Annotated in this window: 17 protein-coding genes; 4 read left to right on the top strand and 13 right to left on the bottom strand. The window is 50.2% G+C overall.

What is annotated here, in order from left to right:
* Positions 1–113 precede the first annotated feature (113 nt).
* Complete coding sequence (locus TY10_RS11855) at positions 114–2,180, bottom strand: beta-galactosidase (RefSeq protein ID WP_042163568.1); 2,067 nt, start codon at positions 2,178–2,180, stop codon at positions 114–116.
* 142 nt (positions 2,181–2,322) lie between these two features.
* Here TY10_RS11855 and TY10_RS11860 point away from each other — a divergent pair, with 142 nt between their 5' ends.
* The gene (locus tag TY10_RS11860; RefSeq protein WP_042163571.1) at positions 2,323–3,150 is read left to right on the top strand and encodes an AraC family transcriptional regulator; all 828 of its coding nucleotides are present in this window, start codon (positions 2,323–2,325) and stop codon (positions 3,148–3,150) included.
* Positions 3,151–3,180: 30 nt separating this feature from the next.
* Here TY10_RS11860 and TY10_RS11865 read toward each other — a convergent pair whose 3' ends face one another.
* A complete protein-coding gene (locus TY10_RS11865) occupies positions 3,181–4,152 on the bottom strand; it encodes a 2-hydroxyacid dehydrogenase (protein WP_042163574.1) in 972 nt (323 codons plus the stop codon).
* 150 nt (positions 4,153–4,302) lie between these two features.
* On the opposite strand from TY10_RS11865, the gene TY10_RS11870 reads away from it, so the two are divergent.
* Positions 4,303–4,983 carry an AraC family ligand binding domain-containing protein gene (locus tag TY10_RS11870; protein ID WP_238327558.1) on the top strand — a complete coding sequence of 227 codons (681 nt, stop codon included), beginning with the start codon at positions 4,303–4,305 and terminating at the stop codon, positions 4,981–4,983.
* Positions 4,970–5,170, top strand: a complete 201-nt coding sequence (locus tag TY10_RS31510) for a helix-turn-helix domain-containing protein (RefSeq protein WP_238327559.1) — start codon at positions 4,970–4,972, stop codon at positions 5,168–5,170. Before TY10_RS11870 ends, TY10_RS31510 begins: the two co-directional genes overlap by 14 nt.
* Before the next feature lie 33 nt (positions 5,171–5,203).
* On the opposite strand, the gene TY10_RS11875 is transcribed toward TY10_RS31510, so the two are convergent.
* The 3 genes from TY10_RS11875 to TY10_RS11885 all read right to left on the bottom strand — a co-directional run bounded on the left by TY10_RS11875 (position 5,204) and on the right by TY10_RS11885 (position 8,845).
* On the bottom strand, positions 5,204–5,926 hold the full coding sequence (locus TY10_RS11875; protein ID WP_042163577.1) for a response regulator transcription factor: 723 nt from the start codon (positions 5,924–5,926) through the stop codon (positions 5,204–5,206).
* Between the two features lie 123 nt (positions 5,927–6,049).
* Positions 6,050–7,825, bottom strand: a complete 1,776-nt coding sequence (pnpS, locus tag TY10_RS11880) for a two-component system histidine kinase PnpS (protein ID WP_042163579.1) — start codon at positions 7,823–7,825, stop codon at positions 6,050–6,052.
* Between the two features lie 57 nt (positions 7,826–7,882).
* A complete protein-coding gene (locus TY10_RS11885; RefSeq protein ID WP_337588351.1) occupies positions 7,883–8,845 on the bottom strand; it encodes a bile acid:sodium symporter family protein in 963 nt (320 codons plus the stop codon).
* Between the two features lie 160 nt (positions 8,846–9,005).
* Here TY10_RS11885 and yfbR point away from each other — a divergent pair, with 160 nt between their 5' ends.
* A complete protein-coding gene (gene yfbR, locus TY10_RS11890; RefSeq protein WP_042163642.1) occupies positions 9,006–9,614 on the top strand; it encodes a 5'-deoxynucleotidase in 609 nt (202 codons plus the stop codon).
* A 781-nt stretch (positions 9,615–10,395) separates the two neighbouring features.
* On the opposite strand, the gene TY10_RS11895 is transcribed toward yfbR, so the two are convergent.
* From TY10_RS11895 to TY10_RS11930, 8 genes are all read right to left on the bottom strand, one after another.
* The gene (locus tag TY10_RS11895) at positions 10,396–11,121 is read right to left on the bottom strand and encodes an adenylyltransferase/cytidyltransferase family protein (protein ID WP_155985827.1); all 726 of its coding nucleotides are present in this window, start codon (positions 11,119–11,121) and stop codon (positions 10,396–10,398) included.
* 32 nt (positions 11,122–11,153) lie between these two features.
* Positions 11,154–12,569 carry a nicotinamide phosphoribosyltransferase domain-containing protein gene (locus TY10_RS11900; protein WP_238327560.1) on the bottom strand — a complete coding sequence of 472 codons (1,416 nt, stop codon included), beginning with the start codon at positions 12,567–12,569 and terminating at the stop codon, positions 11,154–11,156.
* Positions 12,570–12,694: 125 nt separating this feature from the next.
* A complete protein-coding gene (locus TY10_RS11905) occupies positions 12,695–13,471 on the bottom strand; it encodes an NUDIX hydrolase (RefSeq protein ID WP_042163585.1) in 777 nt (258 codons plus the stop codon).
* Between the two features lie 419 nt (positions 13,472–13,890).
* The gene (locus tag TY10_RS11910; protein ID WP_042163588.1) at positions 13,891–15,483 is read right to left on the bottom strand and encodes a methyl-accepting chemotaxis protein; all 1,593 of its coding nucleotides are present in this window, start codon (positions 15,481–15,483) and stop codon (positions 13,891–13,893) included.
* A gap of 23 nt (positions 15,484–15,506) precedes the next feature.
* Positions 15,507–16,106 (bottom strand): hypothetical protein, encoded by a 600-nt coding sequence (locus tag TY10_RS11915; RefSeq protein WP_155985829.1) that lies wholly within the window; start codon positions 16,104–16,106, stop codon positions 15,507–15,509.
* Positions 16,107–16,117: 11 nt separating this feature from the next.
* On the bottom strand, positions 16,118–16,540 hold the full coding sequence (locus tag TY10_RS11920; protein ID WP_052350516.1) for a chemotaxis protein CheW: 423 nt from the start codon (positions 16,538–16,540) through the stop codon (positions 16,118–16,120).
* 172 nt (positions 16,541–16,712) lie between these two features.
* Entirely contained in the window at positions 16,713–16,889 is a 177-nt protein-coding gene (gene sda, locus TY10_RS11925; protein ID WP_162160600.1) for a sporulation histidine kinase inhibitor Sda, read from the bottom strand.
* 143 nt (positions 16,890–17,032) lie between these two features.
* On the bottom strand, positions 17,033–18,193 hold the full coding sequence (locus tag TY10_RS11930) for a response regulator (protein ID WP_042163599.1): 1,161 nt from the start codon (positions 18,191–18,193) through the stop codon (positions 17,033–17,035).
* Positions 18,194–18,195 lie beyond the last annotated feature (2 nt).

The following is an 18,195-nucleotide window of genomic DNA, read 5'->3' on the forward strand; positions in this document are numbered from 1 at the left end:
ATATTGATTTGTAAAGCTATAGTAAACCGGCAATCGGGATAAAAACCAAAAATGGCGGTGCAGGGATCATCTCCCTGGCACCGCCATTTCTTTTTTTAAACTTATAGCATCAATTAACGCGCCGCTCGCTTCAGTACGCGAACGCCGTAAGCCGACAATGGAAGCTGTACAGGAGCCTTGCCGCCTTCCAGCATGTCCTCATAGGAATCGCTGTCCAACGTAATTGTAACCTCTGCACCGTTGTAGTTCTGCACGAATACATAGTCATGCTCGCCGTCCGTACGAAGCTGTACCGTTACGCCTTTAGGCAGCGTTGTGTTAATGACCTTCTCGATGCCTTCTTGGGCTGCAATTGCTGAGATGAAATCGGTATTGAAAGCTTCTTTGTTGCGTGACGCAACATAGTAGGCTTTGCCTTTGCCAAAACGGTTAACCGTCAGCGCCGGACGGCCTGCATAGAAATCATCGCCATAATGAGCCAGAGCTTCTGCGCCTTCCAGATGGATCAGATCGCAAAGCTCATGCGCTTCGTACTCGCCGCTCAAGCCAAGCACATTGCCTGGAGTCGTAACGACACGGTTTGTCTCGCCATCATACAGCGAATCGATTTCTTCCGACCAGATGCCCAGCGTTTTACGCAATGGACCCGGGAAGCCGCCGAGGAACGTAAGATCATTCTCATCAACGATGCCCGACCAGTAGGTTGTAATCAAGATACCGCCGTTTTCGACGAACTTCTCAATTCTCTCGCCTACGCCAGCGCGAACCATATACAGCATAGGAGCTACGAGCACTTTATAGGAATCCAGTTCGCTCTCGGAGTTAATGATGTCTACCGGAATGCCGAGATCCCAGAACGGACGGTAGTGGCTTTGAATCGTTTCTTCATAATGAATGCCGCTGTTGCGGGGACCCTGCGCATCCTTGATCGCCCAACGATTTTCCCAGTCGCTGATAAGCGCTACCTGCGGACGTACCGATGTGCCGACAACTTCAGTCAGCTTCTCCAAAGCATTGCCGACGTCCGTTACATCACTGAACACGCGTGTATGCTCGTTACCCACATGATCGACAACTGCGCCGTGGAATTTCTCGCTGGAGCCGCGGCTTTTACGCCATTGGAAATATTGAACCGTATCGGAGCCATGAGCAATCGCTTGCAGCGACGACAGCAAGTGCATGCCCGGGCGCTTCAGCTTGCTGATCGGCTGCCAGTTCGTCGTGCTTGGCGTGCTTTCCATTAGCATGAATGGCTTGCCGCCTTTCACGGAACGGAAGAAGTCATGATTGAAGGCGTAAGCTGCTGCAAGGCCGCTCTCGTCTTTCGCATCATGCCAAGTCGGATAAGCATCCCACGAGATGAAATCGAAAGCTTCGGCAAATTTCCAGTAATCCACCGGCTCGTAATCATACATTAAGTTTGTCGTTACCGGCAGCTCTGGATTAACGGCGCGAAGCGGTGCGATCTCTGCACGGCAGTAATCAGTCGCTTGATGCGTGCTGAAACGTTTCCAGTCCAGGTTCATCGCATGAACTGCATTTTCACCGCGGGCTGTTGGCGCATCGATTTGATTCCAGTCCGTATACGTGTGGCTCCAGAACGTTGTCCACCAAGCCGCGTTGAGCGCTTCAAGGCTGCCGTATTTCTCTTTCAGCCAGCCGCGGAAAGCCTCTGTACACAAATCGCAGAAGCACTCGCCGTTTACTTCATTAGAGATATGCCAGCCGATAACATTCGGGTGATCCGCATAACGCTCTGCCAGCTTCTGATTCATAATCGTAATTCTTTCCCGGTAAGCCGGCGAAGTGAAGCAATGGTTATGGCGTCCCCCGTGAAGATTGCGGATACCGTCTTGTCCTACTCGCAGCACTTCAGGGTACTTCTGGGACAACCAAGCTGGACGTGCGCCGCTTGGCGTAGCCATCATGGCATAAATGCCGTTCGCTTTGAAGCGCTCCAGCAATTGATCCATCCACTCAAACGTAAATACGCCTTCCTCCGGCTCCAGAGCGGACCAAGCAAAGATACCTACAGACATGACGTTGCTCTTCGACAGCTTCATCAGGCGGATATCTTCTTCCAGCACTTCCGGATGGTTCAGCCATTGATCCGGGTTATAGTCCGCGCCATGAAGCATTTGCGGGATTTTCGGACTAATTGGGGGAAATTTTTTGCTCATCTTGTAGTTGCCTCCAATAATATATTGTTATTGTGAAAATGCTTTTATTATAACGATATTAAGATTATATTATGGATAAGGCCCTAACTAAATCCTATTATTTTCGCATCATTATCAAAATATGAATATGAGGTGAATGAGCATGGATACCATTTCCTTCCCTACCCTGACGGAAGCCGACCGGTTTCTTCCGGTCTATACGACGACTGTCGGACATTGGGACAATCAGGAGGGTATTGACCGTCCAGATGGCTTTCCCGATTATCAATGGCTGCAAGTAACGTCAGGCGAAGGCGAGCTGTTTATCGGCCAAGAGCGCTATACCGTCAAAGCAGGACAGGCTTTCTGCCTATTCCCTGATATTCCGAATAAATATTATGCCATCCGTGAACCGTGGGACGTTCACTACTTAAGCTTCAATGGCAGTCTCGCTGAGCCTCTGCTCCGTCAAGCCGGCATTATGCAATCCGGTGTCTTCACGACTGATGAGCAGGAAGCCGTCGTATCACAGATCAGCCGCATCTATGACTTGACGCAATCGGGACAAGCCTCGCTTGGACTGGAATGCTCCAAGCTTGTGTACGCTTTACTGCTGGATTTAATGAAAGTTGTGCTCACCAGCTCCCATTCCTCGGAGAGAAGCTTAGTAAAGCTAAGTCCGGTTATGCACTATATTGAAAGCCATATCTCGGGCATCATTACGATCGCCGATCTGGCGAAATGCATCGAAGTGACCCCGCAATATTTATGCCTGCTGTTCAAGAAGACGATGCATATGCGGCCGATGGAATACGTCAACCGCCAGCGGATCAACCGCAGCAAGGAAATTATGTTCCGCGAAAGCGGCATGAAGACCGGCGATATCGCGGCCAAGGTCGGCTTCGACAGCGCCAGCTATTTCAGCTCTGTTTTCCGCAAAATCGAAGGGTTAAGCCCCGAGCAATTCCGCAAATTGTACGGGATCCGATAATACCAAATACGGTACTCATTCAATAATCAGCTATACTTTCAATTCAGGAATCACATATTGCGGTTCACGGCCATACAGTGCGTCCACCAAGTTACGGGCAGCCACCATCGCCATGTTTGACCGGGTCTGAGCCGTTGCAGAGCCGATATGCGGCAGCGTAACTACATTGTCCAGCTTCAATAATGGATTCTCCGGACTGACCGGCTCCATCTCGTACACATCCAGGCCTGCTGCGCGGATCGTTCCGTTCTGAAGCGCCTCGATAAGCGCCGCCTCATCCACCGTGTCTCCGCGGGATACATTAATGAAGATAGAACCCGGCTTCATCAATCGGAATTGCTCCTCGCCAATCATCCGCTTCGTCTCCGGCGTCAGCGGTGTCATCAGCACAACAAAATCCGATTCGGCGAGCAGTTCATTCATTTGCAAATAGCGTAACCCAAATCGTTCCTCCGCATCCGGCTTGCGATTGCGGTTATAATAAGCAACGTCCATATCAAAACCGAATTTCGCCCGCTTAACGATCGCCTCGCCGATTCGGCCCATGCCGATAATGCCCAGCTTCGCATGATGGACATCGACGCCGAATAAACCTTCGCCCATTCCCCGCTGCCAGCCGCCAGAGCGTACCAGATTATGCAGCTCCGTTACCCTTCTTGCCGTGGCAAGCATAAGAGCCAGCGTCAGATCGGCAACCGTGTCATCCAATATATAAGGGGTATGCGTGCCGATAATGCCGCGGCTTCTCATCGCATCCAGATCGTTATTGTTATAGCCGACAGATACATTGCTGACGACGCGCAGCTTCGGCGCGGAACCAAGCAGCCTGCTGCTGATCGCGTTTCCGGATACGAGCAAGCCTTCCGCTTCCGTCAGCCGTTCGGCTAACTGAGCGCCGGTAATGGCTTCTTCACCCTGCCACATTTCGCAATCGCAATGCTCGTCCAAATACGCTTTTACCTCGTTAGGCACTTTACTGGCTATGTACACTTTCGGTTTCATGTTCAACGCCTCCTTATGGTTTCCTATATTATACAAGCATATGTCACCTATCGCGAACCCTCTGTTGCACGTTGCGTAAAAGCCCTCTACAATGAGAGAAGCGCTTTGCTGGCGAAAATCACGTACATAAAGAACGGGAGGATTCTTTTCATGCAAGCCTTTAACGAAAAAGTCGTCTACGAGAATCCCTTGCTCTCTTTAAGGATTTTCCAGACGAACCGCAATCAGCATCTCTCGACGAACTGGCATTACCACAAACAGCTGGAGCTGCTCTATATTGCAAAAGGGAAGCTCGACTTCTACGTCGAGGAGAAAATCTTTCACCTGCAGTCCGGCGACGTCGTCATCGTTGGCGCTTCGCAGCTGCATCGCGACCGGACCTTAACCCAGCTCGACTATATCGTGCTGCAATTCGATTTGGAGCCTTTCTTCGACCATAGCACGATTCCCTATATGCGATTCTTCTCTGAGACGGAAAATCCGCTCAGTGAGGCCAATTATATTTTCCAAGAAAATGCAGCGGTCAAGCAAGAGGTCGGAGATTGCATCCGGCAGCTGCTGGATGAAGCCTCCCGCAAAGACATCGGCTACGAGCTTGCAGTCAGCATGCTCATCCGCCAGATCCTGCTGCTTCTGCTCCGCAACGATAACCGGAAGGTGCTCGCCGAGCAGGATGCCTTCGACCGGGCCCGGCTCAAGCCTGTCCTCGATTATGTGGAAAACCGGCTGCATGACCGGATTCAGGTCGAGGAAGTGTGTAAGATCGCCAATATGAGCTACTACTACTTCGTTAAGTTTTTCAAAAAAAACGATCGGCATGTCATTCACTGAATATGTCAATTATCGTAAAATCAAATGGGCAGAGCGTCTGCTGCTGACGAAGGATCTGAGCATCTCCGATGTCGGTGAACGGATCGGGATGCCGAATATGGCTCACTTTTATAAAATGTTCAAAAAGCATAATGATTGCTCACCCAAACAGTTTCAGCGTAAAATGCTGGAGTGGAACCGGCAGTAAATCGCCTCTAACAAACAAAAAACTCGTCTCCCCTTAGATTTTGGGTGTGACGAGTTTTTTTGGCATAACGAGCTTGTAACCAACGCCTCGGATGGATTCGATTTGTACCGATTGCTGGCCGAGCTCCAGCTTCTTGCGCAGCGAGCTGACGTGGACGTCTACCGTGCGCTGTCCGCCGATATAGTCAAAGCCCCAGACGACGTTCATCAGATCATCCCGTGTAATAACCATGCCCGGGCGCTGCACCAGATAGAGAAGCACCTCGAATTCCTTCGGACGAAGGGGCACAGTATCCCCGTTAAGAATGACTTCGTATTTCTCTGGATAGATCGACAGATCCCCTGCACTGATGACTTTGTCTGTCGATTCAATCGGCAGGCTGTCCTCTTGCTGGGTACGGCGAAGGACGGCGGATACGCGGGCCAGCAGCTCAGCTACGCCAAACGGCTTCGTAATGTAATCGTCCGCGCCATGCTTGAGTCCCTGTACGACCTCTTCCTCTGCGTTGCGTGCTGTTAGAATAATGACCGGTGTTTTGACGCCGTTCTGGCGGAGCCGGTTCAGAATCTCAAAGCCGTTCAAGCCGGGAAGCATGATATCCAGAATAATGAGATCAAAACTGCGTTGCAGGGCAGTCTGCAGCCCTTCAGCTCCATGATCGATGACGGTCGTGGCATAACCCTCTTGCGTTAAATTGTAAGAAAGCAGCCTCGCCAATGTCGGTTCGTCTTCGATTACGAGTACTTTATACGACATATTACGGAAACCTCCAACTTGGAGAATGTAAAGACAACTTTAATATTAACATGAAATCTTAATAAAAGGGTAACGGAAATCGGGACCACCCGCCTGAAGCCGCACAAGCCTCAGGCGCGCAGGCTACTGTTGGAGAACCGGAAGCTCGATTATAAATGTCGAACCGGCTCCTACTGTGCTCGTTACGGATATTGTTCCCTTATGCAGCTCGACTAAATGCTTGACGATAGAAAGTCCAAGGCCTGTACCGCCTGAACTGCGTGAACGAGCCTTGTCCACCCGGTAAAAACGTTCGAAAATGCGCGGCAGATCCTTCTTCGGAATACCGATGCCGGTATCCGTTATTTTAATGCGGATATGATCCTCGTCGATGCCTTCCACGGCCAGCGTCACCTTACCGCCCTCAGGCGTATAGTTTATGCCGTTCGCCAGCAAATTCATCATAATTTGCCGCAGCCGGTCCTCGTCGGCCTCTACATAAAGACCGCCTTCGGCTTGAACGTCGAGCCGGATCGATTTTTTGGCCGCCTCTGTCTCCATAAGCGTGACCGTCTTCTGAACGAACGAATCCACTTCCACTGGGGAAAAATAAAGCGGTACCCGCCTGGATTCGATCTTCGACAGCTCCAAAATATCACCGATCAGCCGATTCAACCGGTCGCTTTCATCAAAAATAATTTGCAGGAAGGATCTTGTCGTCTCCTCGTCCTTCACAGCGCCGCCAAGCAGCGTCTCAGCAAAGCCCTTAACCGCAGCGATCGGCGTCTTCAGCTCATGAGAGACGTTCGCCACAAATTCGCTGCGAATTCGCTCCAGCCTGCGAATAGCCGTTACATCCTGCAGTACAAGCAGCACACCGCCAAACTCATTGCCTTCATGATAGATAGGAACGAGGTTAAGCTCCAGCAGCCGCTCCTCGGGGAAATAGAAATTGATTTCCTCGCGGATATGCTCACGCACGGCAAGTCCTTCATGAATCATTTGCGACAGCTCGTACTGCTGCTTGGCTTCCGCAAAATTACGGCCGACAAGCTCCTTGGACGAGAAGCCGAGAATTTCTTCAGCACGGCGGCTGATGAGCACAATTTGGCCGGTCTCGTCGATCATGACGACGCCGTTGATCATGTTGTCGAGAACGCTCTCCAGTTGGCTTTCGTTCTCGCGAATACGCGTCATCTGCACATCGAGACTTTCGGCCATCGCGTTAATTGCGTTGCCGAGCTCGCCAATTTCACCTTGCTTTTTGACGGTGACACGCGCATCATAATCCATATTTTTAATCTGCTTTGCGACCCGTGTAATTTGCTCCAACGGACGAGTCAGGCTAAGCGCAATCCGATAGCTGATAAAGGCCGCCACCAGAAATAAAATAAGCAAACCGATGATGAGGACGGTCCACAGCTGATAGATGCTCCCTTCCACGTCCGCCAGACTTACAGCCAGCCGGATCACACTGGACTGCGGATTGGACGGATCGGTAGCAATCGCTACATAAAGCAAATTTTGATTCAGCGTATCGCTATGCCGGATTTCCCGGCCAATACCGCTGGCATGGGCTTCAAGCACCTCCGAACGGTTCATATGGTTGTCCATTGTCGCCGCCGCATGATCGGAGTCACCCAGCACCGTACCGTCACCGGCAATAAATGTAACCCGTTCTCCAGTATATTTCTTCAGCATGGCAGCTTCGCTAGAGAAATAGGGGATCAGCGAAGCCGGATCGCCTTCCTTCCATTCCATTTTCGCCAAAATAATTTGCATCTCGCGAACCATGCTGTCTTCCAGCGTATTGATATGCGTTTCCTTGAAGGTCTTCGCCATAATAAACCCTGCTGCCGTAACCGACAAGGCAATCATGGCAATCATGATAAAGGTGAGCCGATTGCGGAAGCTGTTCATTCCATTCACTCCATTGTTGTTAGTTGAGTAGTAACAAAGATAAGGGCATACCTCGTACTATCGTACATGGGAGGCAGGTGATCTGTCTGCTTTTCTATTGTTAAGTTTTTGTAAAATGTAATGATGGACCGTTGCCAGCGGCTGCTGTACGAGTATCGAGAGTACAACGGGTACTGCCGTCAGCGGGCTGAAATAGCCCAGCGCCAGTACGATGCCTAGCGAGATGTTGCGCATTCCGGTCGCATACGATACAGTCACTTGAAGACTGCTGTCCCGTGATTTAAACGTACCGAGGAAGCCTACAGCGTAACATAAAGCAACAAGAATGATGACGAGCGGCACCAGCTTTAGCATGTCCTGTTTGAGCTGTCCTACATAAGGGGCAATGGCAGAGGCATTCAGCCCGACGACAGCGACAAAACATAGCTTCGATATCGGAGCGGCGAACGGCTTGACCTGCTCTTGAATACGGCCGTTTGTTACTTGATGAAGAAACACGCCAACAACTGTCGGCAGAACGATAATAATAAGCAAGTCAACGATAAGCGGCGTCAGCTTAATATCGACGGATGCGTTGAAGAACAAGTGCAGGCCGGCGGGCACGACAAGCGGACTGAACGCCGAATCCAGCACGACCATCGCGAGTACGAGCGGCACGCTGCCGCCTGACATGCCCACCCATAGTACGGTGGAGACGCCTAGCGGAATAATCGTAAACAGGACGAGCCCTACAACATAGGGCGAATCGGCCCCAAACAATGCGGTTCCGATTCCATAGGCCAACATAGGGGAAATAAGATGTGCCAGCAGAAATGTCCATACGATGATGCCTGGCTTTTTCAACACATCTCTTAGCTGTCCGAGGCCGCAGCCGATTGCCATCACTAGCGTGACATAAGCGAATAAATACGGTACAGCATGAACCATCGGTTGAAGAACATTGGCAAAAATAAAACCCAGGATAAGTGATCCCGGGATAATGAGAAACATCCACTTCTCGAAATAACGGTTAAACTCCAAGCCAAACTGACGCGTAAGCCATCCCTCTTTTTCTATGATCTGGTTGCAGCGCTTCTTTAGCCTTATAATAGCATAGTGCGAATGTGCTTGGAACCGAAACAACCGTACAGAAGGAGCTAAGCGAATGGATGAAATGAATCATAATCAAGAACCCGGAGAGCTGAACAGCCCTTTTTTCGCCTATATGTACCGGTTAAAATATATCGAGCGCTGGAGTCTCATGCGCAATACGACCAAAGAAAACGTTGCGGAGCATACGTTTCATGTGGCGCTGCTCGCCCATATGCTTTGTGAGATTGGGAACAACGTGTTTGCTGCATCCTATAACGCTGATCGAGCGGTGACGATCGCGCTATTTCATGATGCGACGGAAGTTTTTACGGGCGATATTCCAACGCCGGTGAAGCACCATAACCCGAAGATGCTTTCCAGCTTCCGCGAGATTGAAGCAATGGCCGCCGAACGACTGCTCGGCATGGTGCCGCGGCCGCTTCAAGCCGCTTACTCGCCTTTGCTTATAAAGCCGGAAGACGAGAAGCTTTCGGCTGATGAGCAGAAGCTCTATGCGCTAGTGAAGGCGGCGGATCTGCTCGACGCCTACTTGAAATGCTTGAGCGAGCTGTCTGCTGGCAACCGCGAGTTTCTCGTCGCGAAAGGGCAGACGGAGCTTGCGCTGGAGCGCCTCGGCATGCCCGAGGTGCAGTGGTTTCTGCTCCATCTGGCGCCCAGCCTCGGCAAAACGCTCGACGAGCTTTCCGAGCCATTTTAACCCGGGGCGAATGCATCGGGCAGGGCGTGGGCCCATGCTTTGGGCCGCGCGGGGCAGATGCATCGGGCTGCTCTGGGGTTCCATGAAGCCGTTGCAAAAACGGCTCTATGCCCATAGTGAAACGGCTACCCTGGGCTTCTAGCGAAGCTGCTTCGCAATATAGCGAAGCTAATTTCGCTGTATCAGCCAATCCTAGCCCTTTCAAAACCTGCAGCGAACCTTTTTTCGCTTTTCGAGAACGTAGGTTCATGAAGAGCGAAAAAAGGTTCGCTATCTACTAACTGACCCCCGGCTGTGACTCTCCACAGCGAAGCTTGCTTCATTATATAGCTAATCAGCTTCGCTAAACTTTGTTGCATATGGTGCTCTGTCGCACGTCGGCGGTCAAACCTCGTTTTGTTCGTTCGCATTAACAGGCAGCAGCAAAGTTACTCTCTCAAATTCACTACAGCAGCAGTCAACGACTAATCCCAACTAATATTAAACTTCATAGTTACTCTAACTACGGACGACTAGGACACATTATGAGCTGCTATCAACAGACGGCTTTTTTTGTTACTTTGCACTTCATAGTTACTCTAACTACGGACACTGGGCACACTCTCGCGCTATTATCAACAGTCGACACTTCTTGTTACTTTTACTTCACAGTTACTTAACATTTACAAGCAATATTAGTTACACTAGAGCACTATAGCAATATTCATCCTATCCATCATTTCCTTTCCATTCTTCGCAAAGGAACTCTCTCCCTCGCACTGACATTTTCGTCTGTTACTTCTTACTTAGCCTGCGCCTTATATTCCGGAATTTGCAGCAACAACCCTCGCAGCCTATCATATTCACAATGCAGCGCTTCATTCACATGCTGCTCCCATAAGCCTCGATCGTCTCGAACTAGCGCCTCTCTGAGCCGGGTCGCGCTGATCGGCTGCCTGTCTCGGGGCAGCGCCAGCTGAGCGACTCCATTTAACTCTTCCTTGGCAAACCAAGCTGCTCGTTCCTCGTCGCTGCCATACACCATCAGGTCAAGCTCTTGATAGGCCCGCTCCCTTCCATAATTGCGGGCTGCCTTCAATAAATAGCTGCCCCATGCATGGCTATGGTCATTTTCATGGCTATAATCGGGCAGCATTGCGAGTTCAACCCGTTCACCGTACAATCGGCGCAGCAATTCCATTCTTACTTCCGCAGAATAAGGATTGCGCAGCGTACCCTCCAACTGAGCCGACCCCACCAGTACCAGCACTTTGTCACATACCTGAAGCGCTGTATCGATCATAAGCTCATGCCCAGCATGAACATGCTGGAATCTTCCTAACACAAAACCGAAACGAAAAGCCTTGTCTTGCAACTGCACTTGTTCTATCCACTGCCCTTGAGCTTGCCGTTGCTTCTGCTCTTGCTCCTGCTCCTGCTCCTGCTCTTGCTCTTGCTCTTGCTCTTGCTCTTGCTCCTGTTCTTGTCCCTTTTCCTTTTCCTTTTCCTTTTCCTTTTCCATCTCCATCTCCATCCGCCCCCGCATCACCATTCATTACTTTATAAATATTGTTCGGCCAATTGCTGCACCAGTGCTTGTATGCCATCCGACAAATCTATTGCAGCCTGAGCTTGATGCTCTGCTGTTAATTCAGTACGCACCCGGTCACGAACCTCATTCCAATGTGCCGGTCCTGCAGCCAGCAATTGAGGAAGGACGTCTCCGCCATCATGACGATATATCATTTCGTACAGACATTTCTCTCCCGCCTCGGCAACGGTCATCGCAACCAGCCGACCTTCTTGCCGGACAACCTTCACTTCACCCGGTATGCTGCGCTTCATGCGTTCCATCGAAAACTTCATTCTTGCTTTGCCGTTGCTGAACGCGGTTTTCATCGCCCAGCCTAACGTATCCCGATTCAGATTATGATAAAATCCGCCTCCAACTCCATACGATACGAATGCGAGCGGTACACCTTGTCGCTCCAATTCCGCATCATATGCCTTCACCTGACGAAAGCCCATTCCCTCGCCGATAATAACGGCTGTCTCCTCCAACAATCCTTCTGCTTCCGCGATTTTATAAATCTCAACGGCCTGCTGCAGCACATCGCCGCTATCCGGACGCAATACGATGCGGACGCCTCTTTCCCTTGCCTGCCGCGCAAGCAGCGGCAAATATTCACGAATAACACGGTTAGCATCATACGTATCGATAACAAGCGCGACGATCTTCTCCCCTGCATCCGCTGTTGCATCAATCGCATGACGGAAGCATGCCAGTTCATCATCAAACTGCTGTGTCACTTTGTGGGCCAATGCCGCAATGCTGCCAATAACCGCACCCGGCGTATGAGCCGTAGTATGGAAATCATCCGTCCCCTGCAGCGACAGATTCCATGCCGTACCTGCCCAGTATGCATCCTCCAAGCTCCGGTGGCCTCGGAAGCCGAAGCTGTGCAGTCTCCATATAAATCCTTCGCCTTCTCCTTGCTCTTCCCGCTTCTGCTCCAAATATTGCCGCATAAGGAACGCTTCGGTCGCACAAGCACTTGGAAAATAGGCATGCATGAATACGCCTTCCCACCAGGTTACGAGCTCGCCAAACCCTTCCACCGTATTTCGAATTTGGGCAAAAGGCGTACCCGCTGGGCACCAAGTACCTTCCGGCAGCGATTCAACCGTAATTGGCGCAAAACCGCCGCATTCCCGCACAACGCGGTGAAACAGCTCCGAAGGGAAAATAAGCCCCTGTCTTGCCGCACAATGCTCGGCTTCAGTAATATGCTCTTCAGTAATCTGAATCGACAGCAGCTCTGTCACTGTTTCGCGAAGACCGTAGAGCACCATGCCATCCTTTCGGTTATACATATGGCTGATTTCCCAATCCATGTTGCATTTCAAGCGGTAATGCGACAAATTATAGCTATCGGTTAACAGTAAAGGATTATTGCGAATTGCGTTCAACATCATACATTCCTCCAAGATTATTTTTATTGTCATGTTGACTATATAGATTCCGGTAAAAAATGTCCCTCCCAACCGCGCGCGCTCCGAAAGACAAGCGCGGTGCGAAAAGACTGTTCGTATATTATATTTTAGAAGAAACTGGAATTATATATGCATATATTCGGTTCATAACCGCTAAATCGGTACAGTTGTGCAGGACGATTCGAATTACGGTCGCTTGTTCGCGGTGCACCATTGGCATCCAGAGACTCGCTGATCAGTCCTTTTCTTGTTTTCGTAGCTAACAGGTTGCGTTTGAAATTGGCGATGTCCTCTTCAAAAGCTGGCACCACCGCTTGAATGACCTGATACAGCTCACGAATCGTAAAGGCTTCCGGCAAAAACTCAGAAGCGATCGTCGTTGTCATCATCTTTCTTCTAATATGCTCCAGAGCATCGTTCAGCAGCTCATTATGATCGAAGGCAAGCTTCAGTTCCAGCGCCTCTCCGATTGGAAAAAGCTTCACCTCATCAGCGTCCGTATCGGCGGCCAGATTCTTCAAATGGCTCTCTTGCACCAGCGCGCAGTAAACGACGGATGGCATCCAGCCTCGCGGGTCGCGGCCAGGGTAATAGACCGTCTTCACCTGCTCGATCAATACGTTCTGATCAACATTCGTCTCTTCCTTCAATTCCCGGTATGCCGCTTCCTGCAGCGTCTCTTCCTCTCCGGAAAATCCGCCCGGCAGCGCCCAACGCCCTGGATAAGCTTCTGATTCGCGGCTCCGCTTCACCAGCAGTACATGCAGCTCACGCTGCGCCACCATACGGTAGCTGCCTGCTTTCGCAGATGATAATATCGTAAAGATCGCAATATCTACCGGCAGTCCGTCCGGCGTCCGATATTTCTTATTCGCGTTCTCCATGGGTTATGCTCACCTCCTGATATCAACAGTATATGCCAATCTTTTGTTATTGTCAATATGACTATATAAAATCCCTTTCTTCCGCTCTTTCGTCAATTTAGGGTGTGTCTGAGAACTCTGAGGGCAGCAAATTTTGCAGAATTTTCGTTCCATGCAAGGCGCGTTTGTGAAGGCGTACCGGGGGTACTTCAAGCAAACGGAACGAAGCAGGGGCGGAAAGGAAATTTGACCGCCGGCGAGCGATAGAGCACCGCGTGCCGCGATGGCACCGCGCGCCGGGAGGCGCGCGCGGTGCGGTGAAAGGTGCCACTGAACGGATTTTCAGACACGCCCTAGTCCTTCTATTCATTCTTTCAAACAAAAAAAAAGCGAACCTGCTCACCGCAGATCCGTTGTTCTTCTATTAAATATGCAATTCGCTAACTCGCTGTCTTAAACGCCGATACGGAATGCTGCAAATCATCAGCCAATTGTGCCAGTGATTGTGCGGTAGCCGCTGTCTCTTGACTGCCAGCAGCCGCCTCTTCCGTTGCCGCCGATATTTCCTCCACGGTCAGCAGCACATTCTCAGCTTGCGCCGCCTGCTCTTCACTGGCCGCAGCAATCTCCGTAATACGCTGTCCTGTTTCATTAACCATTTGTACGATTTGCTCAAACGCATCGCCGGTTTGATTGGACAAGCTGGCACTCTCTTCAACAGCAGCTACGCTTCGCTTCGTATTTTCCTGCATGCCTTTAATAATGGCTGTAATTTGCTTCGTTGCCGTTCCGCTGCGCTCCGCCAGCTTGCGGACCTCGTCAGCTACAACAGTGAAGCCTCGCCCTTGCTCTCCAGCCCGGGCCGCTTCAATCGCAGCATTAAGCGCAAGCAGGTTGGTCTGGTCGGCAATTTCCTCAATAACCTCAATTATATCGCCGATCTGATGCGAATCCTGCTCCAGCTGCGACATTTGCTCGCGAACGCCGCTCATGCTTTTGACCGATGAATTAATAATTAATCTGCCTTCCCGGGCAACACCAATTGCGGAATCCGAAAGTTCAGAGGCGCTTTCCGTGCTGCGGGCGACCGCTTGAATTGCATTGGTCAATTCACCGAATAAGGCATGAATGGTTTGTGCCGCGTGAGCCTGATTCGAATTGCTTCCTGCCATCTCTTCTGTGCTAGCTGAGATCTGCTCTGCAGCCGAAGCAACATTATGAGAGGAGTTAATAATGCTTCCCACCGTCTCGTTCAGCCGCTCGATCATCTCATTGAACGCCTTTGCCAAAATACCGACTTCATCAGCAGACTGAAGCTCAGCTTTCTCCCTCAAATCTCCCTCAGCCACTTTATTAGCGAGATTAACGATACGGGATAGCGGCTTCGCAATTAGTCTTGTAATCATAATGCCAAGCGCAATACAGATTGCAATGCCAAGTACGATAACGGTAACGGTAATAACGAATGCGGAGGAGAAGAGCGCTTGTCCTTTTTTATACGAATCCTCTGCAGCCGCGACGTTGATTTCCACATTTTCCTGCAAAATTTCCCGCAGCACTTCGCCCTTAGCCTTCAGATCACCATCAATCAGCTTCTTCATCCGTTCATTATCGCCTGCGAGATTGTAATTGACAGCTGTATCGAACAAGGTCGAATAGGTAGACCAGGCATCCTCGAAGGGAGCAATCGCCTCTAATGCTTCTTTGCTCAGATTGACCGACCTGTAGCTCTCGATATCTTTTAACAGCTCCGATTTGGTCATATGAATTTCCTGCAGCACCTGCTCCCGCTCTGCTTCATCCGTCGACATATACATATTCCGGATATAAATTCTTAGATGCGCGTAGTCGCTCTGGGCTTTGTGGGCTTCATCTACAGCGATGAGATTGTTGGTGTACATATTCATCTGGCTGTCATTCAGCCGGTACAAGTTAAAAAGTCCAAATCCCCCGATCGCTGTTAATATAATCCCAAACAGTGTAAAGACGACTAGCAGTTTTGTACCAATCCGACGGTTGATAAACCAGCTCACCTTCTTATTCCTCCCGTTGCCCCTTACTCCGCATGTTGTTTGCTATGCAGTCTCGGCTCGTATGTCAAATATGTGCGTTTATCTATCGATAAAGGGGACGGTACCGCCACAATGCCGTCATATCTTTTCGAAGCTGTGCCAGCTTCAGGACCTGCTCCAATGTACTGAAACGATTGCGTTTCCTTGTTGTAATTGGCTCCCGTCCGGATCAATTGATTAATCGATGCTCCGATATCCTCGATGAGAGAGCGATCCAAGGCAGGCTGCTCCTCCTCTTCCATACGAGACTCCGTTCCTCCTCCGCCAAAAGCGCGGGATAAATCATCGACGATACCTGGATAGCTGTGCATCAGCTGGTCCGGTGTCATCATTCTGAGCTTTCTTGCTTGCTGCTGAAAGTCAGCCGCCACCTCGGACAAATAATCGATGCCTTCGGCGTGCCCGACCGTTTCGAGATGACTTTTCCTGTTCTTCACCATTCTGGCCGCTTGATGCAATCTAGCTTGATCCATCATCATTTCGCCCAGCAGCTTCACATGCTGCTTCAGACTTTCGCCGCTTACAATGGCCGTCTGGCTCTCATGGCTCTTATGCTCCTCTTTCATCTCGTTTCGACTAATCACCCGATTGCCTCCTAACCATGCAGCAGCAGTCTGTCCACGTCCAGTAAAGCAACCATTCCCATATCGGTCAGGCACATTCCGCTTAAGTAATGTCCATTCCTTTTTCCAAAACGTTCCGGTGATGCCGTTATGCCGCTTACGTTTGCAATTTTGTACACGCAATCTACGACTATGCCTATATGTTCCATCCCTCTACGAACGACAACAATTCTAGCTTGCTTCAACGGCGACACATCTGGAAGTCCAAATGACTTTCGCAAGCTGATGATTGGAACGACTCTTTCCCTGAGCTCGATAACTCCGATCATGTCATCGCGGTCGGCTGGAATCGCCGTTATTGCCTGAACTCGAATAATTTCGCTCACTTCTTGGATCGGAATGGCGTAGCTCTCGCCGCCGATTCCGAATTGCACATACCGCATAGGGGCTGACACTAAATCTCCTCCTCATTCTGGATGCCTGCGTGTCGCAGCTCGACTAACTTGCGTTCGGTTTGCCTTCTCTATTTTCGGTTTCGTTCATGATGACTTGCTATTTATGAGTGCTAGACAAACGCCTGATAGAAAGGCGTATGAGCGAATTATCGTCTGTATTCAAGACAATATTTTACTTTAATTCTTCCGGCGGATTATCGACTTTTAATCCCCTCTCCCGCATGACGCAGAGCAGGATCTCAATAAAATCCGCATCACAGTTTGCCGCCAACGCCTCGTTGTAACAAGAAACTAAATTCTCATCCGACATGCCGCTCCAATTGCTCTGATTCGGCTGAAATTTCCTCACCTGCATATCGTCTCCTATGGATTCATTCAATTTCGCCAACAATCGACAACACTTAAATTTCATTATACAAATGGGGACTGAAAGATAACTGAAAAAACGTAAAAAAGCAGTCTGACCTAAGTGTCAGACTGCTAAAAAAACCGTTATAAATAGGCCTTAGGATCTCTTGCTATCTGATCATACGAAAACATAAGGCCTATTCCTAAATCACTTTTGAACAGCTGCAAGGTTCGAATGAAATGGTTCAGAGCTCCCTCATGATCCTCTGCCAGCAGAAACGAAGCAATGATTCTTCCCTGCAGTTCCTCATGGTAAGGATTGCTCCCCGCTTTCAGCATCAGATAGGGAATGGCCTCGCGGTACCGCTCTTGCGCCAGTTCAAACTCGATTACGCCTTCCAACAGCCCGTGGTAGCTCGTTTCCATCTCCCATTTCAGCTTGGCCGCCCATTCCCAATCATGCTCTTTCCACAGACCTTCTTGGTAAAGCTTAATGCCTAGACGGGCGTCTTCGACATGGCCATCTCTCCAAAAGCTCTCGCCTAACTGTCTGAAATGGCTCAGTTCATCGTACATGGGCGGCATGCGGAGCCGGTAGCTGCCTCCCTCTCCCTTTTCCTGAGCGATAACCTCTTTCAAATCGAAGGCCTCCATGTCCTTGCGAAGCTGATAGACCGTCGAATGCAGCGTCACTAACGCCTTTTCATTGTCGCGCCCCGGCCACAACGCCTCGATAATTTTGCTCTTACTGACAGGATTGCCTCCATGCGAATGGAGAAAAGCGAGCAGCTCCCGCGATTTAGAATTGCGAAACCGGATCATCTCCTGCTGCTCCGTCGTTACGGTGAACCAGCCAAAGCAGCGGAAAGAAGCCGGCAAGACCGCAGTCCTAACTTGACTTTGACTGTGATCCTCAGTCTGGCTCTGCCTTTTCCGCTGCACATATCGCCGAATCGTCCGTGTCAAATTCTCCTCCAGAACCGGTTTCATAATGTAATCGATTGCCTCAACGTCATAAGCTGGCTGCGCAAATTGCTCGTAAGCGGTTATGAATGCGATATAGACCGTAGGATAAAGCCGATAGATTTCCTTTGCGAGCTCTAGTCCGTGCAATTCCGGCATTTCCATATCCAGAAGTACAAGATCAAACCGCCCCGCAACCGTTTGTTCCAAAAGCTCCTCAGGATCGGTATACATGCCCGCAATTACCACGTTCGGAAATTCGCTCAGCAGCCGGCTAATGCGCTTTAACGCTGGAGGTTCGTCATCTACAACTCCTATTCTGATCATATGGTTGTTATACATCG

This window comes from Paenibacillus gorillae (genome assembly GCF_000513275.1).
GTDB classification, from domain to species: Bacteria; Bacillota; Bacilli; order Paenibacillales; family Paenibacillaceae; genus Pristimantibacillus; species Pristimantibacillus gorillae.